The sequence below is a fragment of the Dyadobacter beijingensis DSM 21582 genome (assembly GCF_000382205.1).
Classification (GTDB): Bacteria; Bacteroidota; Bacteroidia; order Cytophagales; family Spirosomataceae; genus Dyadobacter; species Dyadobacter beijingensis.
Map to the genome: position 1 here is coordinate 246,823 of NZ_KB907791.1, position 26,770 is coordinate 273,592.

At 53.6% G+C, this 26,770-nt stretch carries 21 protein-coding genes and 1 pseudogene; 9 read left to right on the forward strand and 13 right to left on the reverse strand.

What is annotated here, in order from left to right; genetic code table 11:
* Positions 1–33 precede the first annotated feature (33 nt).
* Positions 34–2,343: a TonB-dependent receptor gene (locus H144_RS0127270; RefSeq protein WP_019945296.1), complete on the reverse strand. Its 2,310-nt coding sequence runs from the start codon at positions 2,341–2,343 to the stop codon at positions 34–36.
* A gap of 218 nt (positions 2,344–2,561) precedes the next feature.
* Here H144_RS0127270 and H144_RS0127275 point away from each other — a divergent pair, with 218 nt between their 5' ends.
* The gene (locus H144_RS0127275; RefSeq protein WP_019945297.1) at positions 2,562–3,353 is read left to right on the forward strand and encodes an SDR family oxidoreductase; all 792 of its coding nucleotides are present in this window, start codon (positions 2,562–2,564) and stop codon (positions 3,351–3,353) included.
* Positions 3,354–3,425: 72 nt separating this feature from the next.
* On the opposite strand, the gene H144_RS0127280 is transcribed toward H144_RS0127275, so the two are convergent.
* From H144_RS0127280 to H144_RS0127290, 3 genes are all read right to left on the reverse strand, one after another.
* Positions 3,426–4,448, reverse strand: coding sequence for a hypothetical protein (locus H144_RS0127280; RefSeq protein ID WP_019945298.1), 1,023 nt, complete (start codon positions 4,446–4,448; stop codon positions 3,426–3,428).
* 33 nt (positions 4,449–4,481) lie between these two features.
* Positions 4,482–5,354 carry an alpha/beta fold hydrolase gene (locus H144_RS0127285; protein ID WP_019945299.1) on the reverse strand — a complete coding sequence of 291 codons (873 nt, stop codon included), beginning with the start codon at positions 5,352–5,354 and terminating at the stop codon, positions 4,482–4,484.
* A 118-nt stretch (positions 5,355–5,472) separates the two neighbouring features.
* A complete protein-coding gene (locus H144_RS0127290) occupies positions 5,473–6,309 on the reverse strand; it encodes an MOSC domain-containing protein (protein WP_033403375.1) in 837 nt (278 codons plus the stop codon).
* Between the two features lie 159 nt (positions 6,310–6,468).
* Here H144_RS0127290 and H144_RS32555 point away from each other — a divergent pair, with 159 nt between their 5' ends.
* Positions 6,469–6,807 carry a hypothetical protein gene (locus tag H144_RS32555; protein WP_019945301.1) on the forward strand — a complete coding sequence of 113 codons (339 nt, stop codon included), beginning with the start codon at positions 6,469–6,471 and terminating at the stop codon, positions 6,805–6,807.
* A 44-nt stretch (positions 6,808–6,851) separates the two neighbouring features.
* On the opposite strand, the gene H144_RS0127300 is transcribed toward H144_RS32555, so the two are convergent.
* A complete protein-coding gene (locus tag H144_RS0127300; protein WP_211220712.1) occupies positions 6,852–8,471 on the reverse strand; it encodes a mechanosensitive ion channel family protein in 1,620 nt (539 codons plus the stop codon).
* A gap of 230 nt (positions 8,472–8,701) precedes the next feature.
* Here H144_RS0127300 and H144_RS33530 point away from each other — a divergent pair, with 230 nt between their 5' ends.
* Positions 8,702–11,911 carry a T9SS type A sorting domain-containing protein gene (locus H144_RS33530; protein WP_084600026.1) on the forward strand — a complete coding sequence of 1,070 codons (3,210 nt, stop codon included), beginning with the start codon at positions 8,702–8,704 and terminating at the stop codon, positions 11,909–11,911.
* A 23-nt stretch (positions 11,912–11,934) separates the two neighbouring features.
* Here the strand turns inward: H144_RS33530 and H144_RS0127310 are convergent, their stop codons facing one another.
* From H144_RS0127310 to H144_RS0127320, 3 genes are all read right to left on the reverse strand, one after another.
* Complete coding sequence (locus H144_RS0127310; protein ID WP_019945304.1) at positions 11,935–12,960, reverse strand: LLM class flavin-dependent oxidoreductase; 1,026 nt, start codon at positions 12,958–12,960, stop codon at positions 11,935–11,937.
* Positions 12,961–13,089: 129 nt separating this feature from the next.
* Positions 13,090–14,574, reverse strand: coding sequence for a T9SS type A sorting domain-containing protein (locus H144_RS33535; RefSeq protein ID WP_019945305.1), 1,485 nt, complete (start codon positions 14,572–14,574; stop codon positions 13,090–13,092).
* Positions 14,575–14,612: 38 nt separating this feature from the next.
* Positions 14,613–16,424: a tail fiber domain-containing protein gene (locus H144_RS0127320; RefSeq protein ID WP_019945306.1), complete on the reverse strand. Its 1,812-nt coding sequence runs from the start codon at positions 16,422–16,424 to the stop codon at positions 14,613–14,615.
* 206 nt (positions 16,425–16,630) lie between these two features.
* Here H144_RS0127320 and H144_RS0127325 point away from each other — a divergent pair, with 206 nt between their 5' ends.
* Positions 16,631–19,681 (forward strand): ATP-binding protein, encoded by a 3,051-nt coding sequence (locus tag H144_RS0127325; RefSeq protein ID WP_019945307.1) that lies wholly within the window; start codon positions 16,631–16,633, stop codon positions 19,679–19,681.
* Here the strand turns inward: H144_RS0127325 and H144_RS0127330 are convergent.
* On the reverse strand, positions 19,652–20,284 hold the full coding sequence (locus H144_RS0127330; RefSeq protein ID WP_019945308.1) for a response regulator: 633 nt from the start codon (positions 20,282–20,284) through the stop codon (positions 19,652–19,654). The two genes, H144_RS0127325 and H144_RS0127330, sit on opposite strands and share 30 nt — an antisense overlap.
* 224 nt (positions 20,285–20,508) lie before the next feature.
* Here H144_RS0127330 and H144_RS0127335 point away from each other — a divergent pair, with 224 nt between their 5' ends.
* The 5 genes from H144_RS0127335 to H144_RS0127355 all read left to right on the forward strand — a co-directional run bounded on the left by H144_RS0127335 (position 20,509) and on the right by H144_RS0127355 (position 22,612).
* The gene (locus H144_RS0127335; protein ID WP_026351036.1) at positions 20,509–20,883 is read left to right on the forward strand and encodes a DUF2147 domain-containing protein; all 375 of its coding nucleotides are present in this window, start codon (positions 20,509–20,511) and stop codon (positions 20,881–20,883) included.
* 41 nt (positions 20,884–20,924) lie between these two features.
* A complete protein-coding gene (locus tag H144_RS34905) occupies positions 20,925–21,128 on the forward strand; it encodes a dihydrofolate reductase family protein (protein ID WP_019945310.1) in 204 nt (67 codons plus the stop codon).
* An 88-nt stretch (positions 21,129–21,216) separates the two neighbouring features.
* Positions 21,217–21,681 carry a hypothetical protein gene (locus H144_RS0127345; RefSeq protein WP_019945311.1) on the forward strand — a complete coding sequence of 155 codons (465 nt, stop codon included), beginning with the start codon at positions 21,217–21,219 and terminating at the stop codon, positions 21,679–21,681.
* Between the two features lie 11 nt (positions 21,682–21,692).
* Positions 21,693–22,025 carry a DUF3817 domain-containing protein gene (locus H144_RS0127350; protein ID WP_019945312.1) on the forward strand — a complete coding sequence of 111 codons (333 nt, stop codon included), beginning with the start codon at positions 21,693–21,695 and terminating at the stop codon, positions 22,023–22,025.
* Entirely contained in the window at positions 22,022–22,612 is a 591-nt protein-coding gene (locus tag H144_RS0127355) for a TetR/AcrR family transcriptional regulator (RefSeq protein WP_019945313.1), read from the forward strand. Before H144_RS0127350 ends, H144_RS0127355 begins: the two co-directional genes overlap by 4 nt.
* On the opposite strand, the gene H144_RS0127360 is transcribed toward H144_RS0127355, so the two are convergent.
* The 4 genes and pseudogenes from H144_RS0127360 to H144_RS0127375 all read right to left on the reverse strand — a co-directional run bounded on the left by H144_RS0127360 (position 22,609) and on the right by H144_RS0127375 (position 26,704).
* Entirely contained in the window at positions 22,609–22,959 is a 351-nt protein-coding gene (locus H144_RS0127360; RefSeq protein ID WP_019945314.1) for a metallophosphoesterase family protein, read from the reverse strand. The genes H144_RS0127355 and H144_RS0127360 overlap by 4 nt on opposite strands.
* A 111-nt stretch (positions 22,960–23,070) precedes the next feature.
* Positions 23,071–23,919, reverse strand: coding sequence for an arsenite methyltransferase (locus H144_RS0127365; protein WP_019945315.1), 849 nt, complete (start codon positions 23,917–23,919; stop codon positions 23,071–23,073).
* 84 nt (positions 23,920–24,003) lie between these two features.
* A pseudogene (locus H144_RS32575) lies at positions 24,004–24,195 on the reverse strand (ArsR/SmtB family transcription factor); the annotation flags it as partial.
* Between the two features lie 115 nt (positions 24,196–24,310).
* On the reverse strand, positions 24,311–26,704 hold the full coding sequence (locus H144_RS0127375) for a sensor histidine kinase (RefSeq protein WP_019945317.1): 2,394 nt from the start codon (positions 26,702–26,704) through the stop codon (positions 24,311–24,313).
* Positions 26,705–26,770 lie beyond the last annotated feature (66 nt).

Genomic DNA, 26,770 nt, shown 5'->3' on the forward strand with positions numbered 1-26,770 from the left:
CGGGCCTTTTTTCTAGCCAGCTATGGAAACGGATCAGAATTTCAGGATCACATTGGCTACGAAATTGCGTGTAGGGTTGGGCGCGCCCCAGTAGCCCCAGCTTTTCTGATCGCCGATATTGTTCAGCTTGAAACCGATCCGCATGTTGTTGTTTTCATAAAAGGCGCTGGCATTCACGACATGGTACGAAGGCAGCAGGAACAGGTTCGCATCGTCGAAATAGGCGTCGGACACGTAGTTGCCGCCCGCTCCGAGCCCGAAGTTCCGCAACGCGCCCGACTGGAACTGATAGTTGACCCAGTAGTTGGCCACGTGCTGCGGCGAGTTGCCGGAAATGTTGCGGTCGAGGTTTTCGGCGCCGAGAATGCGGTTGTTGTTGTACCCATATCCCAGTGTCATCGTCAGCCCCTGTGCGGGATTGGCCGTAAAATCCCACTCGATACCCTTGCTCACCTGCTTGCCGTCCTGGAACGCGAACGAGTTGCTTCCGTAGCGCACCGCATTGTCGATATCGATATAATAGTAGCTCAGTGTCGTGTTGATTTTCTTATCGAACAGCTCGGCTTTCACCCCGCCTTCATACTGGATCGCGTAAATGGGCTTTACCTGCAGGGTCGAACCGTCGGGCTGGACAATGGAAGGGTAGTTCTGGTAGCCGTTCATATAGTTGGCAAACAATGAGACTTTGTCCTTCACCAGCTGGTACACGAGCCCAAGTTTCGGCGATAGCGAACGCTGGGTGTACGGCGTAGACCACGGGCCCATCGATTTATCCTCCAAATACTCATACCGCAGGCTCAGCATGGCGTAGAGGCGGTCGTTCAGACTGATCACGTCGGCGGCATAGGCGCCGTAAGTAATCGTGCTGGAGCGGCCCCAGTTGAGCATTGTCCCCGGCACGAGCGCGCTGTCCACGAGGATGCGGTTGATTTTCGGAAGGTTACCGTTTTTGACATTCAGCGTGCGGATAATGCCGGTGCTGCCGCTTTGGCCGCGACCGGTGTATTGCGTTACGTTGGCACCCGCCAGTACGGTGTGTTTCAACGGGCCCGTCAGGAAGGTCCCGTTGAAATTCTGTTGCAGGTTCATGTACGTGTTGCTCACCGGCCCGTAGCGCGACACGTCGACCGTCACTTCGTCAGGCGAAATCCACACCGGGTAGTCCTGGTAGCTTCTTTCGGTAGCTTCGTTTACGTACGAGAAGTTGGTGGTCGAGGTCCAGCCGCCATTCAGGCGGTACCGGGCTTCTGCGAAGAGCTTGGCCGTGTTGGTTTGCGCGTCGAGGTCGTTTTCCAGCAAAGATTTTTTGTACGCCAACGGAATGTCGGCATAGGATCGGATGCCCGCGTCGGGCGCGATGCGCACGTACGTGGGGCGCACGGAATTCACACTGTAAATCTCCGCGTCGACGAGTACCGACAGGCGGTCACTGGCCTTGTAGAGCAGGCTGGGGGCGAACATGGCGCTGTTGTAAAATCCACGCTCATTGTAGCTGTCCTGACGCTGCACGGCCGTGTTGACCCGGAGCAGGAGGCTGCGGTCGGCGTTCAGCGGTGTGTTCACATCCGCGCTGATGCGGCCCAGGCCGAAACTGCCGACCGAGAGGTCTACGCTTCCTTTGAAAGTTTCAAAAGGCTTTTTGGTAACCAGGTTCACGACACCCCCGAATGAGGAAATACCCGCGCCGAACAGCGTGCCGGACGGCCCTTTGATGAACTCGATGCGCTCGATGTTGGCAATGTCGGCGCTGCCCCTGCCGGACGTGGTTTGCAGCCCGTTACGGGCATCGATCCCCGTGGAAAAGCCCCTCGACAATGCACCGATACCCCCGCTGGGATACAACGTCGCCACCACGCCCGGTGCATTTTTGAATGCGTCGGTAATGGCCACGACATTCTGCTGCTTCATCAATTCCTTGCCTACTACATTGAATGCCTGCGGGTTTTGCAGGTTGGTGATGGGCATACGGGCTACCATTTCGCCGCCTTTGTCGGTGACGCGGTTGGCCGAAGACCGCACGATTACCTCCTGCAATTGCTGATCGTCTTCCGCTAATGTAAAATCAATGGTCAGCGATTCACCGGCCGCAATGGCTACCGGTTTTTTCTGGGTGACGAGGCCCGTGAAGCTCGCCACCAGGGTGTAGCTGCCCGCGGGGATTTTAGCGATCGTGTAATTACCTGCCTGGTCGACGGTAGCGCCTCGGCCCGTGCGTTCGAGAACAACATTGACAAATTCGGCCGGCTTGCCATCCGAGGTGGTCACCGTGCCGCGTAGGGTGCCCGTTTGTGCCAGGGCCGGAATGCTGAGGAGAAAGAAGATGTGGATTAAAAGTTTTCGCATGAATATTGAGCTGTATTTGAACTGATTTTCGAACAGGCCACAAATATAGCGACGACTTCATTGTTATTTATATTTAGTTTAAATTATTATAACATCAAAAAACGAACACCAGGGCGCGCGCTCCGATGTTCAGATTGTTGCAATGATCGGTCAGATTGTGCGGCTGTTTGGCGCATTCTTTTCTGAACTTTACGTCATCACATTTAAGCGCAATTCAAATGAAAAGGCTAGAAAATAAAGTAATCGTCATCACGGGCGCTGCCATGGGCCTCGGCTACGCGACCGCCCTCGAAGCGGCCAAAAATGGCGCCCGGTTATCCCTTATAGATTATAATGCAGCGTCCCTCGGAGAGGCCAAATCGGCTATTCTCGCGGAATACCCCGATACTCAGATCATTACCTCGGTAGCGGACGTGTCCGACGAGGCGGCGGTGAAGCAATATGTGGACGATACCGTGGCCGCATTCGGCCGGATAGACGGTTTCTACAACAATGCAGGCATCGAAGGCCGGCAGGCGCCGATGGTGGAATACGACCTCGACGTGTTCAAAAAAGTGGTGGATATCAACCTGATGGGCGTTTACTACGGATTGAAATACATTATTCCCGTGATGCAGGGACAGGCGTATGGCCGGATCGTGAACGTCGCGTCCGTGGGCGGCATCCGCGGCGTGATGAACCAGACGCCCTACGTGGCGACGAAGCACGCCGTGTCGGGTATCACCAAAAACGCCGCGCTCGAATATGGCCGCTACGGCATTCTCACGAACGCCATCGCACCGGGCGCTATCTTGACGCCGATGGTGGCCGAGGCATTCAAGCAGGTTAATCCCGCCGATCCGAAGCAGGCAGAAGACCATTATGCCCAGTCCAACCCGACCAAGCGGCTAGGCTTGCCGGAAGAAGTCGGAAAGCTGGTAGTGTTCCTGCTGAGCGAGGATTGCAGCTACGTGAGCGGCCAGATCATCGCGATCGACGGCGGGCAGTCCAACTCTTACGGGAATGTTTAAGGGTTTCAGGTTAATGTAAAGAAAATGGGCGCCTCGCGAGGCGCCCATTTTCTTTGGCAGGGTATTAAATTACTATTTTTTTACGACAAAGAGCGACATGCCGTAGTTGTTGCCATCGCCTCCCGGAAGATAAGCCGGTGTATCGTTTTTCCATACCGACGCAACGGTGAAGCCATTGTTGCCCCAGTTGGCCCCGGCAGTGAAAACGTTTTCGTCCGGCACGGCAATGCCCCGGTAATCGAAGTCATTCGTCGTTTTGAATGGAATGCCATTTTTCCAGACTCTCGCATGGTTCATACCGTTGATGTTTTCAAATCCGGAGACATAAACGTCGTTACCCTGCACCGCGACGTCATAAGCAACCGCCTGGCCCGTACCGTCCGTCAGGTTGGTTTCAACGCCGTTTTTCCAGTATTTGGCTACCTGGCGGTTATTCTGGTCATCACCGTAGCCCACCACATGCACGTCGCTGCCGGACACCGCAATGGCATTGGCCAATGCCTGGTGCACACCATCGGACAGGTTTACCTCGATGCCGTTTTTCCAGTACCGGGCTACCAGTACATGGTCGTTGAATTTATGGCCGGAAACGTAAAGGTCATTGCCTGAGAGGACGATCCCGGTCGCCTGTGCATTCTGGGCGTCGTTCAGGAACAGGGCGGTGCCGTTTTTCCAATAGGCCGCCACCTGCGGGTCGGTGCCGTTTTGGGTATAGCCGGCCAGATACACGTCCGGGCCGGAAACAGCGACGTCGTTCAATCGCTTCGGTACAAAATTGGTCCAGCCATTAAATAGCACGCCATTTTTCCAATATTTACCGATGGCGTCGTTCCCCACCTGTATCGCCCCCACGACATGCACATCGCTGCCGGACACCGTGATGCCGGTAGCCACGAGCTGGTAGGAGGTAGTGAGCGTTTCCAGCTCCACGGGGATGCCATTTTTCCAGTACTTGGCAATGGAACGTTCCCCATTGGCCTCGTATCCGGCCACATAAATGTCATATTGGGCAGGCAAAACGTGATCTTCCAGGCTGCACGACAGCAGGAATACCGAAAGCAATAAACAGGACAGGTAAATAGACAGGTTTTTCATAAGCGGCGGAGATGGTAATTGCTATTTCGCAATCTACCTCGCGGGAAGCCGCCGCATAAACGCCCTGATCTTTTCCGTGATATCAGCCCAGTCTTCTTCCAATGCGAAATGCCCGGTATCATAGGGGTGGTACTCGGCATTTTTCAGGTCCCGCAGGTACGCCTTCGCGCCGGGTTCGGGGAAGAAGGGGTCCTTAATGCCCCAGGTGATCAGCGTCGGCGGCTGGTGGTCGCGGAGGTACTGCTGCCATTTGGGGTAGAGGGCAAGGTTATTCTGGTAGTCGAACAGCAGGTCGAGCTGGGCCCGGTCGTTGCCGGGGCGCGACATGCGGGCGTAGTCGAGGTGCCAGTTGTCGGGGTTGATGTTTTCGGCATTCCTGGCACCGAAAGTGTATTGCCATTGAATGCTTTCCTGCGTCAGCAAGCCCCGCATCGGGCGTTCGGTATCCGGCGTGCGGTTCTGCCAGAATAGCCGCGACGGGGCGAATCCATCGCTCAGGCCCTCTTCATAGGCATTGCCGTTTTGCACCAGCAATGCCCTGATCCGCTCCGGGTGGGCCGTAGCGATACGAAAGCCGAGCGGCGCGCCGTAATCCTGGATCATGAGCGTGTAGGAGGAAACACCGAGGTTTTCCAGAAACTGGCCGAGCACCTGTGCGATGTTGTCGAAGGTGTATGCAAACTCGTCCGGCGACGGGAAATCGCTGTACCCGAAACCCGGATAATCCGGCGCAATGAGGTGAAATTCGTCGGAAAGCGATTGCAGGACATTACGGTACATATGTGAAGATGTGGGAAAGCCGTGCAGCAGCACAATGGTTTCGCGGGAAGGGTCACCGGCTTCGCGGTAAAACAGTTTCAGGCCGTTGACCTGCTGGAACTTGTACGAAATGCTTTGATTGCTCATATACAGGGAATTGTGATGGTCAATTGGCTCAGTATGTCCGTTTGCAGCGTGCGGACGGACATTTTGGCGATCACAAAGTTGGGAAACGACCTGGTGCCTGTAAATGGATCAATGGTGCTTACTGATGTAATAATCCGATCAAAACGGGATCGCCCTCGGCCACCGTGCCCTCACGGACGGCTACCACATTTTGCCCGAAATGGATGCGGTTGCCCCGCCGGCGTGTCCCTGCAAGCGTTTTCAATGGCTGCCTGCCTTTTTCGCCGGAACGCGGATCTACATTGACCATCACGCAGCGTTCGCACGGGGATATCGGCGCAAATTCGGCCCCACCGATCGCGATTGAGCTCAATGCGTCTTCTTCGTAAGGAGATGCGCCGGAGATTACAAAATTGGGCCGGAAGCGGCGGACGTCCACCGGCTCGTCGAGCTGCGTATTGAGCTCATCGAGTGATGATTGGCTGATTAAGTGGTAAGGGAAATCATCGGCGAAGCTCAATGCCTGCGGCGCATGGCCGGGAATGCGATAGGTCCTGCCGGCTACGTCAGGCTGCTTCGCTACCAATGCCACATCCCGATCGAGGCGGTCGCTGAGCCAGCGGTTCGCCTCCGCGCTCGGCTCGTACGCGATGACCGTGTCGTCCCACACCTTCACTTGCCGCAGCGGGCCGCCGGATTTTGAAACAGGGACAAATACCTGCGCACCGGATTGACCGATCGCCGACAACAAAAGGCCATTATCCCCGATTTCAGCCTGCAACAGCGCCATTTGCGGCATTTCACGCTGGGTAAGAAAACGCCCGTGCGCGTCGACTACCATCCACTGGCGGTCGTACCGCAAGCCAGGCCACCCGGCATGCGCCGACGGTACGCGGAAGCCGGCCAGCGATTTGACAGGGTAAATCCATATTTCAGACAAATACGTGGAATGGACAGGCAGTTGATTCGGATTCATGATGACCACACGGCAGGCGCCCGTTTGTTTTGAGCGAAGCGAGTGCGAATACCATGCCAGATGCCACAGCACGGGTATCCCGGGAATGGTTTTTGTTGATAACCACCGGCCCCGCAGGGTAATCCTGCGGACCATCCCATTAACATACTTTAAACAATCATGAAAAAGCTAGCAATTCTGATCGCATTCCTCGCATTCACTTCCGCTGCATATGCGCAGGATGATGCGAAATCCAAAGCCGACAAAGCGGCAGCCGAAACGAAGGAAGCCGGCCGGAAGGCAGGTAAGGAAATCAAAAAGGACGCCAAATATGTGGGCGATAAGACGAAGGAAGGCGCTGAAAAAGTTGCCGACGGCTCTGAAAAGGCCTACGACGCGACGAAAAAGGGTGTGAAGAAAGGCGCAAAAAAAGTAGGCGACGGTGCTGAAAAAGCCTACGACGCCACGAAAAAAGAAGCAAAAGAACTGAAAGACAAAGCTAACGACAACCGTCGTTGATCGTGAATTTCTGAAAAGGGCCGGTATGTTTGCATGCCGGCCCTTTATTGTTGTGACCCGTGGTCCTTCGACAAGTACAGCGTCTGCGAGGGCAGCGTGAACCCGGTTCCGCTGGCCGTAACCACGTCCATCATCTGCAAAAGGAGCTCTTCCTGTATTTCCAGAAAAACATCCGCATCACCCGTGTCGACATAGGCGAACACTTCGAGCTTGACGCCATTCAGCCCGATCTCGACAAACCTTACCCGTGCTGGGGCGGGATTTACCCTTGGATGTACCATAAGCACCCTTTTCAGATCGGTGATCAGCTGGCGGATCTGCCCGGGCGTGGTATCGAGGCGGAGGTAGAAAATCGGATGGAACCAGAATTTTTCGCGGTAAGCATAATTTTCGATTTTGAGGGACGATAGTTCGCCGTTGGGGATCGTGACGATCGTACGGTCGTTCGTACGTACCTGCGTGGCGCGCATGCCGATCCGCTCGATCGTGCCCGTAATGTCGCCGATTTTACAAAAATCCCCCACACGCACAGGCTGGTCGGCGATGATGGTGACGCTGCCGACAAAGTTCTCCACCGTTTTCTGCGTACCCAACGCCAGCGCGATACCGCCGATCCCTAGTGCTGCAATGCCCGTTGTGACGTCGAAACCGACCGTATCGAGGATCACAATGGCGCCGATGATGACGAGGGTCGTTTTGAGGGCCCTGCGCAGGAACAATATTGCAGACACGGCCGACTGGTTCCGTGAGCGCTGCATTCTCCGCTCGGTCACAATGCCGATCACATCCAGCAGCTGCCATATCAGCAGCACCACGGCCACCACGCCGACGATCACCGTCAGGTTGCTGAAACGCTGCCGCACCACGAGCGAAATGCCTGCTTCCTTGCCGAAATAGATGAAGCCCCAAACGGCCAGGTTCAGCTGCATCGGCAGGGAGAATGCCCGGATGACGCCGATGTACGGCTCCTCGCCGGCCTTTTTGTAGACTTTCGGAATGAGGAAAATAAACAGCCGGCATATGCCCACCGCGACCAGGTAGGAGAATATCAGCACGAGGATCGTTGCGATCCAGTGCGATACGGGTACGCCGCTCCATTTCCGGGTTTGTAAAAAGGATGGGAATGTATCTGAAATGAACGTGCTGGTGTCCAGGTCGTCGAGACGCAGCGGAATGTGCTCGATCGTTTGCGTGGAGAACAGCCAGATCGGGTTACCTTCCTTATCTTTATAACTTTCCAGGATGAGGTCAAACGATTCATTATCAATGGTAACTGCGCCGATGCGGTCGAGGTTCGGGCCGAGGTTGTCGTCTGTTTTTCCTTCGGGCTCGTTGCTGATCCAGGAGTACGGATAAATGCGCCCGTTGACTTCGAGTAACGTCTGCAATGCCTGCGCCTGCCGAACGGTATTCTGTCGTTTTCGGAGCGCGGGGTCGCGGCGGATGTACAGCGCCGCTTTTTTATAGTCATTTTGGTAGCTCGCTTTCAGGAACCCGTCGACCGTGCCGCGAGGGGTGCGGCGGCCAAGCGTGTCGGGCGGGTACACAGTACGCCCCGGGCGCGCCGTATCGCCCGACATGGCGGGAAGCTGGGCCAGTGCCGGTAAATGCGGCAGGAGCAGCAGGCATCCGAGTAACAGGATTTTCAGTTTATTGTTTTTCAAAAGGTCGTTTGGCATCGCAAAAGGCAGGAATGGTAAGGCCGCCCGCGTAAATAACGTGCCAGAAAAGCGGGATTGCTAATGTGCATTGGTGAAATTTGGCCTTTCCCGCGACTGTTCGATCATTTTATTGGATGCTTGTTCACCCGGATATCACTGCGTCATCTATTATTTCACGAAAATATTAAGGTATCTTGTGGGTACATGTATTGCTGCAACATCCATTATACCCCATGACGCGACCTCTACGCCTGAACCTGGTTCCTATTCTGTTTCTCTTCATTGTTTTATGTTTCTGTGTAAGCACCGCTTTTAGTCAGTGTGACCTCGTACCGCTTGGCCCGTCGGGCGAAAACCAGGCGTCTTACGGCTATGCTTTCAATCTGTCGTCTGCCAGTTTTCAGAATAAGACATTTATCTGTTACAAGGACAAAGCGTCGCGGATATTCGTACGTCAATGGGATGGAGTTGCCTGGACGACGTTGGGAGACGGGCCAGTGTCCGGTACCAAGGTGGTTATGGACCCGCATATGGTTGTCGATCAGGCAGGAAGATTGTATGTGATTTACCGCGAAGTCTACAACGCTGCCCATATTGCTGTGCGTATGTGGAATGGGGTAACCTGGACGTCCATAGGAGGCGAGTGGGTTATCGATGACTATTGGGGTGGAAGTTCCAACATGGTGAACAGACTGGCCATTGCGGTTGACCCTGCAAACCAGGTTTACATCGCCACCTTCGACCAGCGGACGTCAGAAAAGCTGACGGTGATGAAATGGGACGGTACTTCCTGGGCTTTCGTCGGGTCAAGAGGGTTTTCTTCGGGGTTTGTCACCGACATTCATTTTGCTTTCGATGCGGAGGCGCGGCCTTATGTAGGGTTTATTCAAAGCTATCTTGGTGCCAATGCCGAGATCATGAAATTTGACTCGGGCAATTGGGTATCAGTTGCCAGCGTCAACAATCTGGCCTTTCTGGAATACATGACATTCCTATGCAATGACCGGAATGGCAATATCTACTTTGCCCACAAAACGGCGGAAGCCGGCCGGGAAATGCGGATAAACAGGTTGGAAAACGGCAATTTGATTAGTGTCGGCAGTAATAATCAAACCGGATTTTCGGACCTCATGTCGCTTTCAGCCGATGCGGCGGGAAATCTGTATCTGGTGTATAGTGACAGAAATAATATTCCGGGAAAGCCGGCTGTCAGAAAGTGGGAAAATGGCATTTGGTCGGATATAGCGCTGGGGCTAAATGTGGATTCGCGTGCCGCGGTGAATGCAGTGAGCTTTACGGACGATGGGAAAATGCGCTTCGTATACGCGGAATCGAACGGGGAGGCCATTTTACAGGAATGGGATGGTGCAGGTTGGACCGAGTTGGTTTCCAGAGGTATTTCCGACGGAATTGCTTCCAATGTGTCAGCTGCGATCAACCAGCGCGGTGTGCCGTACGTTTTTTATCAGGATATGAAAAACGGGTTCCGCGGGGTAGTGAAAAGGTGGACGGGCTCAGCATGGGTGACCGTCGGCGGGCCAATTCCAGCGGATAACCCTGTCTATAATCAGCTCATCGTGCTGGATGAGGCAGGTGTACCGTATATCGCATTCACCGACTTGTGGAATGATTTCAAGCTGTCGGTTATGAAGCTGGTAAACGACCAGTGGCAGCTGGTCGGTACGCCTAACTTTTCAGACGGCCTGGCCGGCTGGCCTTCCATTGCGTTTAAGAATGGAGTCCCTTATATGGCCTATTCCGATAAATCATTGGGATGGAAGGCGGTGGTGAAGAAATGGAACGGTTCCGCCTGGGAGGCGGTGGGTGCCGGAGACGCTTCGGGCGCAGGCGCAAGCATGACACAAATTTCCGTTGATGAGCATGGAAACCCGCTACTCGTATATCTGGATGGTAACGGGAATGACGCCGGAAAGCCGGTTGTGAAACGCTGGAATGGCAGTACCTGGGAAAAAGTGGGGTCGGGCGACATCTCGGCGGCAAACGTTTCGCAGCCGCGTTTGGCTACGCATCGTTCAGGTGCCATTTACCTGGCGTATCAAAACATGTACCTGGATCAGGAACTGGTTGTCCAGAAATGGGACGGCAGCCAGTGGACGCGGCTTGGAAACTCCAATATTTCTACCGGACTGGGCACCACGGTGCGATTGGATACGGACAATGGCGGAGCTCCTGTGATGGCCTTTCTGGATGCGGCGCTTGATAACCAGCTGATCACCAAACGTTGGAATGGCAGCGCCTGGATTACGACCGGGCAGTGGACTATAACGTCGCATTTTATGACCGCTCTTTCCGTTGCTTTCGATCAGGCAGGAGTTCCTTTTGCAGCGTTCTCGCACGGAGATGTGTACGCGAGAATGGGCAGACCCGCGCTCGCGGGCGGGCAGGAATCTCAAACGATCGACATCGGAGAATCAAGTTCCGGCGCTTTTAGTGAAAATTGCGGGCTTATTGCGGTCGTCAGGCCGGGCGGCGCGAATCCGGTGGGAGGTAATGTCACGGCGAAAGTGTGGGTAGAGACCGCGCAGCGCAAAGCATTCGTGAATCGTCACTACGAAATCACCCCGGCAAGCAATGCCGGCGAGGCGACGGGCCGGGTAACGCTCTATTTCACGCAAGCGGATTTTGACGCTTATAATGCAGTTAATGCTGTCAAATTGCCGGCGGGACCTTCCGATTCGCAAGGGATAGGGAATGTACTGATTGAAAAACGACGCGGTGAAAGTGCCGATCAATCAGGTCTGCCTAATTCCTATCCGGGCGAGGCCACAAATATCAACCCGGAAGACGCCGACATATTCTGGAACGTCGCAGGAGAAAGATGGGAGGTCAGCTTCGACGTCGCCGGATTCAGTGGTTTTTTTGTTAAAACTTCCGAAACGCCCTTGCCGGTTACGCTCATTAAATTCAGCGCTGGCAGGTTAGAGGGTAATGTACTCTTAAAATGGGAAACAACCTCTGAAATTGCAGCGTCTCACTTTGAAATCGAGCGCAGCAGCGACGCGAAACGTTTTCAGACAATCGGACTGGTCGCCAGCAATGGATATAGTTCCAGGAACAATTTGTATTCATTCCGCGACGACCATCCGCATGGGAAAGATGTGACGTATTACCGCCTGCGAATGGTCGATCTCGATGGAAGTTTCTCTTATTCCAGAACGGTTTCTCTCGGGGATTTACGGAATGGTGATGCTCTTACCGTATACCCGAACCCGGTTAAAAGAGGTTCGCTCATGACGATTGGGGGCAATGCAAAACCTGGAAATGTGAAATTGTACAGCGGCGACGGCATTACATCATGGGAGGGAGCAATCAAAAATGACGGCAATTCCCGTTTTTTAATCGGGAACATGCCGTCAGGAATTTATTTACTCAAAATAGAAACCTACACTGGCGTAACTACCAAATCCATCGTGATTGAGTAGGCGCACTATCTCTAAACCCGGCACTACCGCCACCCCAGCGCCGGCGCGACGTGTTCCAGAATGGAGGATAGCACGTGCACGTTGTAGTCGACGCCCAGCGTGTTCGGAATGGTCAGAAGGAGCGTGTCGGCTTCCTGGATCGCTTCGTCCTGGGCCAGCTCCTTGATGAGCTGGTCGGGTTCGGCCGCGTAGCTCCGGCCGAAAATGGCGCGTTTGTCCTGTTCGATCATGCCGATTTTGTCGCGGCGGTCGCTTTCCTGGCCGAAGTAGTAGCGGTCCTGGTCGTTGACCAATGCGAAGATCGAACGGCTTACCGACACCCTCGGCTCACGCTGGTGCCCGGCTTTTTCCCAGGCCTCCTTATATAGCCGGATCTGTTCGGCTTGCTGCACGTGGAAAGGCTTGCCGCTTTCATCGTATTTCAGGGTGGAACTTTGTAAATGCATACCGTTTTCCGCTGCCCAGATGGCCGTTGCATTGGACGCGGCGCCCCACCATATGCGTTCACGGAGACCTTCGGAGTAAGGTTCCAGGCGCAGCAGGCCCGGCGGGTTCGGGAACATCGGGTAGGGGTTGGGTTCGGCAAATCCTTCGCCGTCCAGCCTTTCCAGAAATTCCAGTGCCTTGCGCCGGCCCATATCGGCGTCGGTGTCGCCTTCTTCGGGTTCGTAGCCGAAATAGCGCCAGCCGTCGATCACCTGCTCCGGCGACCCTCTGCTGATTCCGAGTTGTAATCGCCCTTCCGAAATGAGGTCGGCCGCACCGGCGTCCTCCACCATGTAGAGCGGGTTTTCGTACCGCATGTCGATCACGCCCGTACCGATCTCGATTTTGCTGGTTTTGGCACCGATGGCCGATAGCAGCGGGAATGGCGACGCCAGCTGGGATGCAAAATGGTGCACCCGGAAATAGGCGCCGTCCAGGCCGATTTCCTCAGCGGCGACGGCCAGATCGATCGATTGCAGCAGCGTATCGCTCGCTGTCCGGGCGCGGTAAGCCGGATGGCTAGACCAGTGCCCGAACGATAAAAATCCTATTTTTTTCGTCATACCCAATTAAGGTTCATATGGCTGATTGAGTTCCAAAATAGGAAGAATTTCAAACAAATCAGCCCCACTCGGGCGCGCTTTGGAGCGGGTCCCGAATGAGGCTGACCGAATTATTTGGAGTTCACTTACTTAGTTTTTTAGCACCTTAAAACTCCGGCCGTTGACAACCAGCACATACATGCCAGGCTTTTGATTGCTGAGATTGATCTCGCGGAAGTACTGTCCGGAAATCAGGGTGTTCACTACGCGAATGCCTTCCACCCTCGTGCCGTCGGCCCGAAAGACTTCCAGCGATTGTACCGTCGCGGACGACTCGATGCGCAGCAGGTCCGCTACCGGGTTCGGGAATACTTTGATTTTGATATCACCCTCTAACAGAACGGAAATCGTTTTCGAGTAGGCAAATGTGCCGTCCGTGTCTAGCTGTTTCAGTCGGTAATAGTTAATACCTGATAGCGGCGAATGGTCGATGAGATCGTACTCGACGCGGACTTGGCTTTCGCCCGTGGCGGCCACCACTCCGATGGATTCGAAGTTTTTGGCATCGCCGCTTCTTTGTACTTCAAAATGCGAAGCGTTGGTTTCCTCGGTCGTCGCCCATTTCAGCGCTACCGTGTTTTCAACCGCTTTGCCTGTGAAGCTGACCAGCGTGACCGGTAAAGGGTTCTCTACGCTTCCCACGCCAAGTGCGGTGATGGAAGTACCGGCCGGGATCACCCCACTGAGCGTATTATTCTCTCCATTTCCTGCCGAACCGCTGGGACCCAGCGCAATCCATTGCGTCCCGTTCCAGCCCACGAGCCGGAGGTTAAGGGCCAGCGCAAACTGCGACACATCGGGGATGGACACGGTTACGGCCACATTATCATCGCTTCCGGCAGTGTTTATCCAATCCCAGAAGCCCACCGGGCTGACCGATTTAATGGGCGCCAATACGGCCGTCAGGCTGTGCGTGCCGCCGTCGGATGGGTCGGTTACAGTGGCGGGACTGCCTGAGAACCAGGCCGTACTGATGGCCGTGGCTGCTGATGCGGGAGCCGAAATGGACACCTGGCGCAGGTCCGTACCGCTGCCTACGGGAAATACAAATGCATCATCACCTGTTTTGGTCACATAACCATTTACGTGCTGCGCATCCGTATTTCCTCCGGCATAGCCCGCTCCGTCGGCTAAGCGAAGCGAACTGATAGTGTGCGTATTGCGTGTAGTACTGATAATCCCGCTCGTACCGAAAGTGAGAATCCCGGCTACATTCGCGCCGGCGGCATTCGTGATCGCGACGGTGCCGCCATTTTGAAATTGCAGGTTGTGGAAACCCGGGGCCGACGATCCGCTGATCGTCAATGCGCCTGCTGCATTGAACAGGTCGATGCTGTTAGTCTGCCCGAGCCAGGTACCATTGTTCTGGAAACTCAGGTTCCCGTGCTCGTAGGTAGACCCGTTCGCGAGCGTGACGCTCCCGCCTGCTTGCACGACAGTCCCGTTGGGCGAGTAGTCGCTTACATACCCGGAGCTGATACTCACCGGATCGGGCGGACCGTAGGAGGTCGCGTTTTGTCCGTGTGCCTGCACCACCCAAAGGGGCAATGCGAGGGCTATTAGTCTTTTTTTCATACGATTTGTTTTTAAATGTGAACAACCAGTATGAATGACTATTTGGATACGGCTGTGTGAGCGGCAGCTGTGGTGTTCAGCGAAGCTTCCAGTTGCAGCACTCTTTCCGCCAGCGCGGAGATTTTCGAAACATCGGCTTTCAATGCGGCATTGTCGGCTTTGGAAACGGCCAATGCGGCTTTCAGCTGCTCGATTTCAGCCTGCTGCTCCTGGATGGCTTTTGTAAGAACCGGTACCACGGTCGCATAGGATACATTGTACAGTTCGTTAGCCGGGTCTTTCGGGATCACGACTGCCTCCGGCACCACCTTCGCCAGTTCCTGGGCGAGGAACCCGATGGTTTTCACAACCTTGTCGTTCTCCGTGAATTTCACGACGCCGTCTTTGATCGTTCTGCCGCTGTGGAAGTCATAGGATACCGGGCGCATCGCCATTACCTTTTGCAGACCGTCGTGGATGATATTGACATTGGTTTTCACACGCATGTCGGATACGTTGGTATAAGCGCCGGTAACGGGTGCGATGAATGCGATGTTATTGGTATTAAATGCAGCGGTACCCTGGGAGAGATCGTAGAAACGGAATCCTCCCGTGCCTGTGCCATGGTAATTGACGAATTCCGCTTCCCCGGTTCCACTGCGCACGGTACTCCATGAGATCATGGCACCGTTGGCATGTGTAATGTTTGCGCCGTTGCGAAGCAATATAGTGCCGTCCACATGTAATTTTGTTTTGGGCGAATTTGTGCCGATGCCTACGTTCGTACTGCTGTCGATCAACATGGCTATTTCGCCGCTTGTGGTGAAGGACAATCTCGACTTTTTCGTTATTCCATCTCCTAAGTAATTCGCACTGACGTGACTGACTCCTTCGAATGCTCCATCTATCCGGGCAGCAAACGCATATTGTCCAAGGTTGTCCCCAGCCTGACTATTTTGCGGTGCACTGGCAGTACCGCGTGCTGCGCTGATTCCAAATATGGGGTTAGAATTTCCGAAGGCAGTAATACTGATATTGTCGGGATTAAAACCGCCCGCATTGTCAGCGATGACGTTGATGGCCGAGGCGGGAATCGATCCGGTATTTGAGATCGTGATTCCTCCACCATTTACATGGAGCTTGGCGACAGGGTCTTTAATCCCAATACCAATATTACCGGTGCTTTTCAATGCAAATTGGGTCAGCAGCGGGTTTTCGGAAGCTATGGAATTCGCGGACAGGTAAAGACTGGCGCCCACCCCAGGCCCGGAACTCGTATACACGGCTACATCATTGGCTGCGCCGCCGGACGTGGTAAGGTTCCGGGACAAACCGTGAAGGTGATTGCCAAGTTGAAAGCTCGATTTGCCGTTATCCGACGACCATACCCGCATGGCCACCGTGCCGGTGTCCACAACGTGCAGTTTTGCCAGAGGTGCTGCGATACCGACGCCGACTTTGCCATCCGCAGTCACACGAACAACTTCCGCATTGTTGGTACGGATGCTCAGCGGCTGGCCGTCGGTGGTACCAAGGAAGTTGGTCGCCGGGTTGGTACCCGCATTACCCGTTGCATTCCAGCCGGCAGCGGGCGTTGTCGACCAGAGTGGCAGGAGCGCAGTTCCGATGTTCGTTTGCACCTCATTCGTTGTCGTGTTAAAAATCAGGAGGCCTTTCGCGGGGCTGGTGATGGCGTTGCGCTGTGCGGTCGTGAGGCGGGGCAGGAGCAAGCCTTTGTTGTTGGCGGCACCGCCCGTCACTTCCAGTGTGGCGCTGACGTCGGGCGCGCCGACTGCGCCAATTTTTACCTGTGCAAAACCGGGGGCTGCGGCGAGCATGAGAAGACCCGCCAGAACGTAATGCTTTTTCATTTGTGCAATTTTTTAGTGAATGCCAAATCGGCTTTCACAAAGGTCGATGCAGCCTTTTTAACCCATTGTAAAGGCAAATGCGAATTATTCGTACAAATTTTTACTACATGAGTCCAAAGTATTCGCACATGCGTAAACTTTTAGTTCTAGCGAAAGACATCTAGCTTGTACCCACAAGCCTGACACTGCGGCATTTCCCAACCCCGATGAAAATTTTATATCCGCTTTACCTCTCCATTATCGCCTGCCTTTTGCCACATACATTGCTCGCGGGGGAAACCAGTTCCTGGGCATTGACGCATTTCAACAGTGAAAACGGCCTGCCGCAGAATAGTGTAAACCAGATCTTGATGGATAAGGACGGCTATCTCTGGCTGACTACCCAGGCGGGTATTGTACGCTACGACGGGCAGCGATTCCGTGTGTTCGACAAAGGTAATACGGCCCTCGTACGGAACCGCTACTATATGCTTGGGGAAGATGAGGGCGGGCGTATGTACTGCACGGACGATTATTTGAGGACATCGTTTTACGACCGCCTGACCGCATTTTCAAAACCGAGAGTCATACCAGGGATGGTCCATACCAAAGATCAGGGCCTGATCGATCTCAATAGGCTCGATTTGGGTAATTGGTCCCGCTTAACACAAAAATTCTCGCACAGCAAGGTTCCGGACATGCTCAACTTTTTGTACCATCCTGCGGGTAAGGAAAAAGGATTCCTGGTATTTATGAATGACATCGCTTATGTGTCGAACGGTAAGCTGCGCTGGACGCAATCCCCGGATTCCGCCCGTAAATGCGTCGCTACGGGCGTTGTGGGCGAGAAGCTTTGTCATATCACCAAAGACGCGGAAGTGTTCCTCATCGACTCGAATGGCGTGCGGAGCCGTCTTCGTATCCCCGGCGGCCTGCCCCTGGCCGGATCGCAGGCGACCTACACGTCGGTAGGCTTTTTTTCGCAGGGGGCACAAACGCTGCTCAACCTGAACGGCGATATTTATGAAGTAGGTTTGGCAGGCAATGAACTGAAACTGCGCTTGCTCATCACTGTGAAAGAAATATCCCATATCACCTGTGTCCGTTACTATCGCCACCAGGGGCTGCTCGTCATCGGTTCCAATACGCAGGGCTTGTTTATTTTCCGGAAAAAGCAGCTGGTTGCGGTTGGGGACGACGCATTAAGCGGGTCTTCGTTTTATGCGCTGGCGCCTTATGGTGAGAACAGGATCGTATCCGTGGTCGGGAAAGTACCGGGCAGCCCGCAGGTGCCGGGGGTAGTGGATGCGGTCAACAGGTTCAGCATGCTGCGCGACCGTAAAAACCATTACTGGTACGGCAACTTTTTTACACTGGTGGAATCCGACGAGCAGTTCCGCGTGCTTCGGAAGGTACCGCTAACGCAATGGTTTGGCTGCGTACAGGAAGACGAGAACGGCAAAATATGGGTCAATCAGGGCGAGAATAACTTTGGCTGGGTCCAGGGCGGCCAATTTTTCCCTTACAAGCTGGAAGGATTGGGAGAGAAGCACATCGAAAGTTTCATTCCCCTGGGTAATCAGACCTTCTGGATCGTGGGCGAAGGGATATGCATGTGGGTGGATGTGAAGAACCACCGCCAGCGTATTTACCACCAGTTCGACCAGACGGAGCTGCGGACAGTTTACCGAGACAAAAAGGGTAACCTCTGGCTGGGCAGCTACGGACAAGGCTATTTTCTTTTTCGGAACGGCCGGTTTTCAAAAATGCCGGAAGACGAGGCGCACCACCTCAAAATCGTGCATTCGTTTCTGGAAGACGATAAGGGCTTCATCTGGATGACGACGAACAACGGACTTTTTCAATGCGCCGTGAAGGACCTGCACGATTATGCTTCGGGCCAATCCGTGCAGGTATACCAACATTTTTACGGAAAGGAAAGCGGGTTGAAAACCACCGAATTCAATGGCGGCTGTACGCCCAGTGGCCTGCGGCTGGCCAATGGGACCTTCGCATTTCCTTCCATGAATGGTGTGGTCGTGTTCCATCCGGACAGCATCAGGCCCTCGCTCCCTGCGAACAAAATCTTCATCGAGCAGGTATCGCTGGATGGAAAACAGGTAGGCACCCCGACGCTTTCACACATTGCGCCGACATTCAGGCGGCTGGAATTCACCATTTCGTCGCCTTTTTTTGGCAGTACCAATAATCTCAACATCAAATACAACATCGAAGGCCTCGACGACCGCTGGTATCCGCTGCCCGAAAACGACCGCATTGTGCTCAACACCCTTACCCATGGCCATTACAAGCTGCGGCTGCGGAAAGAAGGCGGCTTCGGAACGGGCAATTACATCATGGCCGAGCTGCCGTTGGTCGTAATGCCCTTTTTCTATCAGACCTGGTGGTTTTACTTACTGGTAGCCGCTCTTATCATTGCCGCAGTAGTGGTGATTGTCAAAATACGCTACCGTTACCTGCTGCGCCAGCGCAACCGCCTCGAAACCGAGGTGAAAGACCGGACGCGCGAACTGGCGTATCAGAGCAAACTCATGGAAAAGCTGACGGTTTCGATCGCCCACGACCTGAAATCACCTTTGTACTTTCTGTCAAAAGTAACCGGGCATTTGCGCGACAATGTGCAGCGGGAAAACTTCAACGGCATTCAACGGACGAGCGGCGAGATCAAAAACACGGCCGACCAGGTGTACCAGTTCGTGGAAGAGTTCAATATGTGGGCCTCGTCGTTTACGGAAGGTTTTTCGGTTAATATCAACACGTTCCCGCTGGAAGGGCTTTTGCAGGAGTTAGGACTGTTTTTCAAGGAAATGCTCGACGCCAATTCCAACAGGCTGATTTTTCCCGCCGATGCACATTATACGCTGGAAACGGACCGCGAGTTGTTAAAGGTAATCCTGCGCAATATTATCGACAACGCCAACAAGCATTCCCGCGGATGCGACATTACCATTGCCGCCACCGCGGAGGCCGGCGGAAATGTGGCCATTACCATTGCCGACACTGGCGACGGTATGAGCGAACCCGTACTCAAACGAATCCACGACCGGATCGCGCAGGCATCCACGGCCGCGGGTATCGAGCGTAACAGCCGCCTGGGTTACCAGATGATCATCGACTTCGCGAATCGCCTCGATGCGAAGCTGGACGTGCGCAGTGAGCGCGGCGTGGGCACTTCCGTAACGCTGCGTATACAGGGGAAGGTGAATGGCGAACGCTTGTCGTCCGATCTAGCTCAGGAGATCGTAGGCGCCGGCTAGATCGGCAAGCTGCTTGTTGTCTTCAATATTGAGTTTCTCAAACGCGCGCCGCTTGTGCGTGTGGGCGGTGGAGTATTGAACTTGCAACATATCGCAGATTTCGTTCATCGGGTAACCTTTTGCCAGGCAGATTACCACCTGGAATTCCCGCTGGGAAAGCTGGTCGAACGGGTTGGCCGACGCGCCGCTGAACACGCCCCGCACAATCGACTGCGACAATTCCGCGCTGACGTAAGTATTACCGCCGATCACCTGGGTGATAGCCTTGATCATTTCCTCGTCCGACGCCGTTTTGCTGATAAATCCATGCGCGCCCAGCAGCATATAGCGCTTTCCATAGGTATTTTCCGGGTTTTGGGAAACGATCAGGATTCTGGTATCGGGGTAAAAGCTTTGTATCCAATGCATCAACACTACCGAGTCGGTCGCCGGCATCTGAATATCGAGTAATACAAGGTCGAAAGATTTTTCCTTCATTCTGGTCATCACGGACCGGGCGTCCCAAGCCTCGCTGATATCGGTCTTAAATGCCATCTTGTCCAGTAACATCCGGAGTCCGGAACGGATCAGCGAATGGTCGTCAGCGATGAGAATGTGTTTCATAGTGGGCAATAATAGTATTTTTAATGCCGTGATGCAATGAAAGAACATAAGTGCGTGGTAACACGGTCAGCGGGCCACGTGTTCCATTGTCGTTGCAAGGAGGCTCCTCCGGAGCGACTACATTTTTCTTTTCAATACTTATGCATTCAAATATCACAAACCCAACAATTATTTTTAATTTTCCGTAACTACATAGCCAGTTTCAAACCAAACTTCCAATGAACATGAAAACAAGACATTACTTCTTCCTGATGGTGATTGCAATGGGTGTGCTATCGATGGCGGCGCGGATGGCTTTTACCGCCGATGACCTTGTCGGGACGTGGAAATACCTGATCAGCGATGTGCCGCCGGAGTATGAATCGGGGCTGTTGATTTTTGAACAAAAGGACAACAAGACGGTGGGCTGGGTCGAAGCCGCTGAAAAGAATGAGATCAAGGAGCTGATGGTCGATCAGGGAAAGGTGACTTTTATGACCGAAAACGATCACGGCGCGTTCAAATACAGCTTCACGCAAAAAGGCGATACCCTTACCGGCACGATCGGCTCGCAGTACGGCGACTTCCCGATCAAAGCCGTTCGTCAGGCGAAGAAGTAACGTTCCGACGAACCGCGTTTGCCGCAAAACACCCTGAGATTGTGCCCGCCGCCGATCTCGGAGAGGACGTTGTTGGTACAATCCGCAGCCTCAAATCCACCGACGGCGCGGACCTGAACGTATGGGGAAGCTCCACACTGACCTCCGCCTTACTCGGCGAAGGCCTGGTGGATGAAGTGGTGCTCATGACTTACCCGGTGCTGCTCGGGCGCGGTAGGAGAGACCGCTTGCCGGCGTTCATTTAACTGATAATGAGTGGCTTGAAAAATCTAGGCCAAAAACATACTAAGTAGTATGTTTTTGGCCTAGATTTGCATTGTAAACTAAAAATCAATGTATCAGACACTTCTTATCCTCCACTCCATCAACCGTTGGCTTGTATTGGCGAGCCTTATTTACGCTATCTGGACAGGCTGGGCCGGCCTTCGGTCCGGCAGGGCATTTACGCCGTCCAACAATACGCTCCGGCACGTAACGGCGACGATCGCGCACGTGCAGCTGCTGCTGGGACTATATTTGTACATGATCAGCCCGGTCGTGAAGTTCGCGACGGGAGCGGTCACGGGGGAGAATCTGGTGAGCGATCATACCTTTTTTCAGCTTATCCATAGTGCGTGGATGGTCGTGGCAGTGGTGATTATCACCATCGGGTCGGCGAAGGCGAAACGGGCGGCTGCGGATGCACAGAAGTTCAGGATTATGCTGGTCTGGTTTGCGATTGCGCTGATCGTCATACTAGCCGCCATTCCCTGGCCGTTTTCGCCGCTGGCCAACCGTCCTTATTTCCGGTCATTCTAAACTTACATTCAATGCTCCAACTGCTAAAAACACCCATCGGCCGATTGAGGATCATCGGCTTTCTGGAAGGAATTTCGCTCATCGTATTGATTTTCATCGCCGTTCCTGTGAAATACTGGGGCGGTGAGCCCGCCCTGGTGAAACTGATCGGGCCGATTCACGGGTTGCTGTTCACGCTGTTTGTACTGGTCACGCTAAGCGTCGCGGTCACTTACCGATGGAAATTTTCGGAAACTTCGTGGAAGGTACTGGTCGCGTGCATGATCCCGTTCGGGACGTTTTATATCGACAAAACTATTCTGGCCCGCGAGCAAGCTGTCCGGGAAAACCGCGCAAACGAATGAAAAAAGCAGCCGCTACCAGGCTTGCGATCCTGGAAAAAGCGTTCGAACTGATCTACGCGAAAGGCTACCAGACGACGAGCATCGACGATATCATCGCCACCACGCAGGTGACGAAGGGTGCTTTTTACTACCATTTCAAAAATAAGGACGAAATGGGCGTATCGATTATCAACGAGCTTTTGAAACCCACGCTTACCGGCAGTTTCATCGCGCCGCTGCAAAATGGCGGCGACCCGCTCAGCGGTATTTACCAATTAATGCACAACCTGCTGATAGAGAACGAATTTCTGAAAGTCGAATACGGCTGTCCCGCCGCCAACCTGACCCACGAAATGACGTCATGGAATGCCGATTTCAACAAAGCGTTAAACGAACTGACCGAGCAATGGGTAAAAACAATGACGGACGCGATCGAATCGGGGCAGGCGGGCGGAAGCGTGCGCAGGGACGTGAATGCCCGGCAGGTGACCCTTTTTGTGATGGCCGGCTACTGGGGCATCCGCAATTTCGGGAAGCTGGAAGGTAGCAAGGAGGTGTATTATGCCTATTTGAATGAGTTGAAGCATTACCTCGAAACGCTGCGCTAACCGTTCCGCAGCATATCGGCATAGGCATTCGGCAGCGGACTATTTTCGATCGCGCGTGCTGCTTCTTCCACGTCGTATTCAAATCGGATCAATGCTACTTCTATGCTGTCCGGCGCCTGCAAGGAGCTATGTTCGTTCAGCGTCAACAGTACGCCGCCGCCGCGCGGGTCCTGGTCCTTGGGCTTTCCAACGGAGTCGTCGCTGCCGCGTCCGATCCCGAAATCGTAGTTGCCGGTAATGGTCGGGATGTGGCGTTTGCGGATTTCGTCGATGACCTCGTTGGGCCAGACATTGCAGCCGACGAGGTCGCCCAGGCAATAAATGGCGTCCGGCCGATGCGTTTCCACATCCTGGAAAATGCCTCCAATGCAGGCAGGTTGGCATGAATGTCGGAGAATAGCGCTATTTTCATTTTGATAGGTTGCGGTTGTAGTCAAATGCTGATGCGGTCCGGGACGCTAGTCGCAACAACCCGGCTTGCAGCAGCCTGCTGCCGTTTCCTGCGGCTTTTCGGCGTAGACGGTGACGCTGTAAATGCCTGTATTTCCCGATTTAAAGGCGGCAATGCCCGCTTCGTCGAGGTAGTTGGCGAGGATATCGTCGGGGATGACGATCGCTTTTTCCTTTTGGATTGTCACATTTTGAAAGCCATTGGCCGTGATCAATCCCAGGTATTCGTCCTTTTGAATGGCGCCCGACACGCAGCCGGCATACATTTCGGCGGCGGTGCGAAGGTTTTCGGGCAAATCGCCGACGAGCACGATGTCGGAAATGCTGAAATGACCGCCGGGCTTTAACACACGGCCTATTTCTTTGAAAACCCCGTCCTTGTTAGGCACAAGGTTCAGTACACAGTTGCTGACGATCACATCGGCCACGTTTGCCGAAACCGGCATTTGCTCAATGTCGCCCTGCCGGAATTCCACATTGTTGTAACCCCTTACTTCGGCATTGATTCTCGCCCTTTCGATCATCGCCGGCGTAAAATCGATCCCGATAACGCGGCCTTCACCGCCTGTTTCCTCACGGGCAACGAAGGCGTCGTTACCGGCCCCGCTGCCGAGGTCGATCACCGTGTCGCCTTTTTTGATCTGCGCAAACTGGGTCGGAAGCCCGCAGCCCAGGCCCAGGTCGGCATCCGGGTTGTAGCCTTTCAGTTGGGTGTAGTCGTCGCTCATGATATTGTACACTTCGGTCGAGCAGGAGCCGGAACCGCAGCAGGACGATTGGTTAGTCTCCTTGTCCTGCAAGGCGATTTCGCTGTATTTCTGGCGGACAAGTTCTTTCAGTTGTTCTTCGGTTTGCATGGACGCTGAAAAATGATCGTTTTATTGCAATATTGCGATTATTATAGGTAAAAATTTTTAGCAGCAGGCAGCGCCGGACAGGTCAACTTCCTTGTAATGCTGCGAGGTCGTCGCCTGGGCAAGGCCGAGTTCTTCCACCAAATCACCGCAGACGCACGCGTTCTTTTTCACGAGGTATTGCAGAATGGCGATACGCGCCGGGTGTGCAATGGCCTTCGCCATGACAGCAAGCTCATTCTGCTCTTTGGTAAACAAATCCGTTTTCGTAGCACCCATTGGTCATTCAAATAATGTATCGCAATATTACGATATAATGATATTAACATCCAAAAGTGACTGCATATTTTTTTATCAGCGGATGGGAGTTGTAGCCCTAAACGGTTTAAAATAGCTATTCATTCGTTAAAACAGGGAATGTAACCTCGATATGCACGCCATTAATACTTTGTATGCTAAATTCTCCATTCAATTCCGATGACAATCCTTTCATTAAATTCAGTCCCAGCGAATGGTATTCGTCCTTTTCGACAGGAAATCCGATGCCGTCGTCGGATATTTGAAGCATTAAGTAATCCGTTGCAAAATGATGCAATTGGATGGAAATGATACCGTTCCGGCCGTGAGGAAATGCATATTTGACAGCATTGACAATGCCTTCCGTCAAAATCAAACCCAGCGGAATGGCCTGGGATACATGCAAATGGATCGGTTCTGTTTCCTGCCTGAATGTAATCTGGCGTTTATCTTCAAAACTTTCGTACAGGTAGCGCACCAGGTCGTTGATGTATTCATCCATCGGGATCGTCGAAGAGCTTTCCTCGCGGTAAAGTTTCTGGTGTATCAGCGACATCGAATGCATGCGCCGCAGGCTGTCCTTTAATGCTAACCGGGCGCCGTCGTCTTTCAAATAGGCGGATTGGGAATGCAGGAGGCTGGTGATCATGTGCAGGTTGTTCTTCACCCGGTGATGCAGCTCCGTAATGAGCCATTCCTTTTCCCTGAGCAGTTTATCCTGATCGGCATTGAGCGTTTTCAGGAAGCTGTTGGTCTGGTCCAGCTCCTGCTTGTTCAGTTCCAGCGCATGGTTCGCTTTTTGTTTGATTTTATAGCGGTTCAGCAGCAGCATAATGATGACCAATGCCACCAGCAGCCCGGCGATCGTTATGTTCCTTGCCCGGTGGGCCTGTTCGGTTTGGATGCGCTGGAGCTGGTTTTTACTGTTCAATAGTTTGATACTCTTGTCTTTTTTCTCCAATTCATATTTAACCAGCAATTCCTCCGCCCGCTTGCGCTGGTCGTACCCGAAGACGGAATCCATGGATTCGTAGCTGAGTGACTGGTTTTTGATCGCTTCCAGGTACTTGCCTTCCATCGAGTCGATTTTGTACAAATTATAGTAGTAGTTTTCCTTCGCGTAAATATCGAACGTGGAGGCGAAGTCATTCCCTTTCGTCAGCAGTTTCCGCGCTTTTTCCGTTTTGCCGATAATGCGGTAGAACCGGGAGATCATGAAAAACGCCGCGGGGAATTCGTCGTAAACGTGTTCAGCGGGAAATTGTTCGGCCAGGGCCAGGAAGGTTTCATACTCCACTTCGGCCTGGGCAAAATTTTTGACATTTTCCTGGGTCATGCCCAGCAGCAGGGCGAAATGCATTTTCTCAAAATAGGATGCCGGCGGGTACTCCCTGGAAGTCGATTGCAGGAGCTGTAATGCGTCTTTGGCTTTCCCTGTTTTGTTGAGCATCCCCACTTTCCCGATCACCGAGCGGTACCAGAATACCCGCGTTTCCCGCGTCCGGCGGGATAGGGCCTTGTCAAACCATATCATCGCCTCTTTGTAGTTGAAAAGCCGCTCGTACACGAGCCCGCGACGCGTGTAGAAGAAGGCGGCGAAGGCGGAATCGGCGCGGGAAGAGAGGCATGCCAGGCTTTTATTGGAGTAAAAAAGGGCATTGGTGAGTGCACCTTTCCGGTACGATAGCCAGGACAGGGCGTCGAAAGGATATTGCTGATGGTGAAAGTGGATGGCGGCCTGCAGCTTCACAATTTGCCGCAGAAATACTTCCGCCTCGTCATAGCGCCTGGCGACGAAGTTCTCGATGTTGATCAGGGAAAGTGCTTCAATTTCCTTCTCTTTCAGATTTTTAGCCCTGAAAATGGAGATAGCCTTTTCAAATTTAACAACCCGCTTCGGATCGCCGTAGGGAAGCACTTCCCCGCCATGCAGCAGCGCCCTCGCGTACGCGAGCGTATCGCCCGACCGTACGCACAGCGTTTCGATCCCGGTAAACAGCTTCTGACTTTCATGCACCTTTCCTGATTGATGCAGCCAATGCGCTTTCAGCAGGAGGCTTTCAATTTTCCATGTGCCCGCCGGACTCAATGCGACCGCTTCATCGATAAAGGCAGCGGCCTGGTCGAGATCGGCCTTTGCAGTGCCGGGTTTGAAAATGAAATAGCTACCCAGGTCGAGCAGCAGGCGAATCCGGTACTTACCATGCAGTTTGGTAAGTAATGTCCTGGTCGCTGCCACTTTTCCGGCAGTCAGCGGCTGGTTTTCCCGGTATTCCCTGCCGGCGTTATAGCCTTCATCGTAGGGGAGCAGCGGGCTCAGTCCGTACACCTTGCAGGGAATGCGGACCGCCGAATCCATGTCGATCTGCCCCTGGCTGATGGTATGAATGTACTGGGCCGTGATCCTGACAAGCAATCTCAGTTTTGCGGGCTCTGCGTATTCTTTGGCGGGGATTTGTCCAAAAGCATTGGAGCAAATAAGTGCCAGCATCACGAAGGCGCGCGGTTTTCCGAAAGTGGTTGACCAATATTTCCGGAACGGTAAATGCAAATGAGA

Bases quoted from the DNA above. Each gene is read 5' to 3' on its own strand.
- H144_RS0127270 (WP_019945296.1), bottom strand. From the start codon at position 2,343: ATGCGAAAACTTTTAATCCACATCTTCTTTCTCCTCAGCATTCCGGCC.
- H144_RS0127275 (WP_019945297.1), top strand. From the start codon at position 2,562: ATGAAAAGGCTAGAAAATAAAGTAATCGTCATCACGGGCGCTGCCATG.
- H144_RS0127280 (WP_019945298.1), bottom strand. From the start codon at position 4,448: ATGAAAAACCTGTCTATTTACCTGTCCTGTTTATTGCTTTCGGTATTC.
- H144_RS0127285 (WP_019945299.1), bottom strand. From the start codon at position 5,354: ATGAGCAATCAAAGCATTTCGTACAAGTTCCAGCAGGTCAACGGCCTG.
- H144_RS0127290 (WP_033403375.1), bottom strand. From the start codon at position 6,309: ATGAATCCGAATCAACTGCCTGTCCATTCCACGTATTTGTCTGAAATA.
- H144_RS32555 (WP_019945301.1), top strand. From the start codon at position 6,469: ATGAAAAAGCTAGCAATTCTGATCGCATTCCTCGCATTCACTTCCGCT.
- H144_RS33530 (WP_084600026.1), top strand. From the start codon at position 8,702: ATGACGCGACCTCTACGCCTGAACCTGGTTCCTATTCTGTTTCTCTTC.
- H144_RS0127310 (WP_019945304.1), bottom strand. From the start codon at position 12,960: ATGACGAAAAAAATAGGATTTTTATCGTTCGGGCACTGGTCTAGCCAT.
- H144_RS33535 (WP_019945305.1), bottom strand. From the start codon at position 14,574: ATGAAAAAAAGACTAATAGCCCTCGCATTGCCCCTTTGGGTGGTGCAG.
- H144_RS0127320 (WP_019945306.1), bottom strand. From the start codon at position 16,424: ATGAAAAAGCATTACGTTCTGGCGGGTCTTCTCATGCTCGCCGCAGCC.
- H144_RS0127325 (WP_019945307.1), top strand. From the start codon at position 16,631: ATGAAAATTTTATATCCGCTTTACCTCTCCATTATCGCCTGCCTTTTG.
- H144_RS0127330 (WP_019945308.1), bottom strand. From the start codon at position 20,284: ATGAAACACATTCTCATCGCTGACGACCATTCGCTGATCCGTTCCGGA.
- H144_RS0127335 (WP_026351036.1), top strand. From the start codon at position 20,509: ATGAAAACAAGACATTACTTCTTCCTGATGGTGATTGCAATGGGTGTG.
- H144_RS0127345 (WP_019945311.1), top strand. From the start codon at position 21,217: ATGTATCAGACACTTCTTATCCTCCACTCCATCAACCGTTGGCTTGTA.
- H144_RS0127350 (WP_019945312.1), top strand. From the start codon at position 21,693: ATGCTCCAACTGCTAAAAACACCCATCGGCCGATTGAGGATCATCGGC.
- H144_RS0127355 (WP_019945313.1), top strand. From the start codon at position 22,022: ATGAAAAAAGCAGCCGCTACCAGGCTTGCGATCCTGGAAAAAGCGTTC.
- H144_RS0127365 (WP_019945315.1), bottom strand. From the start codon at position 23,919: ATGCAAACCGAAGAACAACTGAAAGAACTTGTCCGCCAGAAATACAGC.
- H144_RS0127375 (WP_019945317.1), bottom strand. From the start codon at position 26,704: ATGCTGGCACTTATTTGCTCCAATGCTTTTGGACAAATCCCCGCCAAA.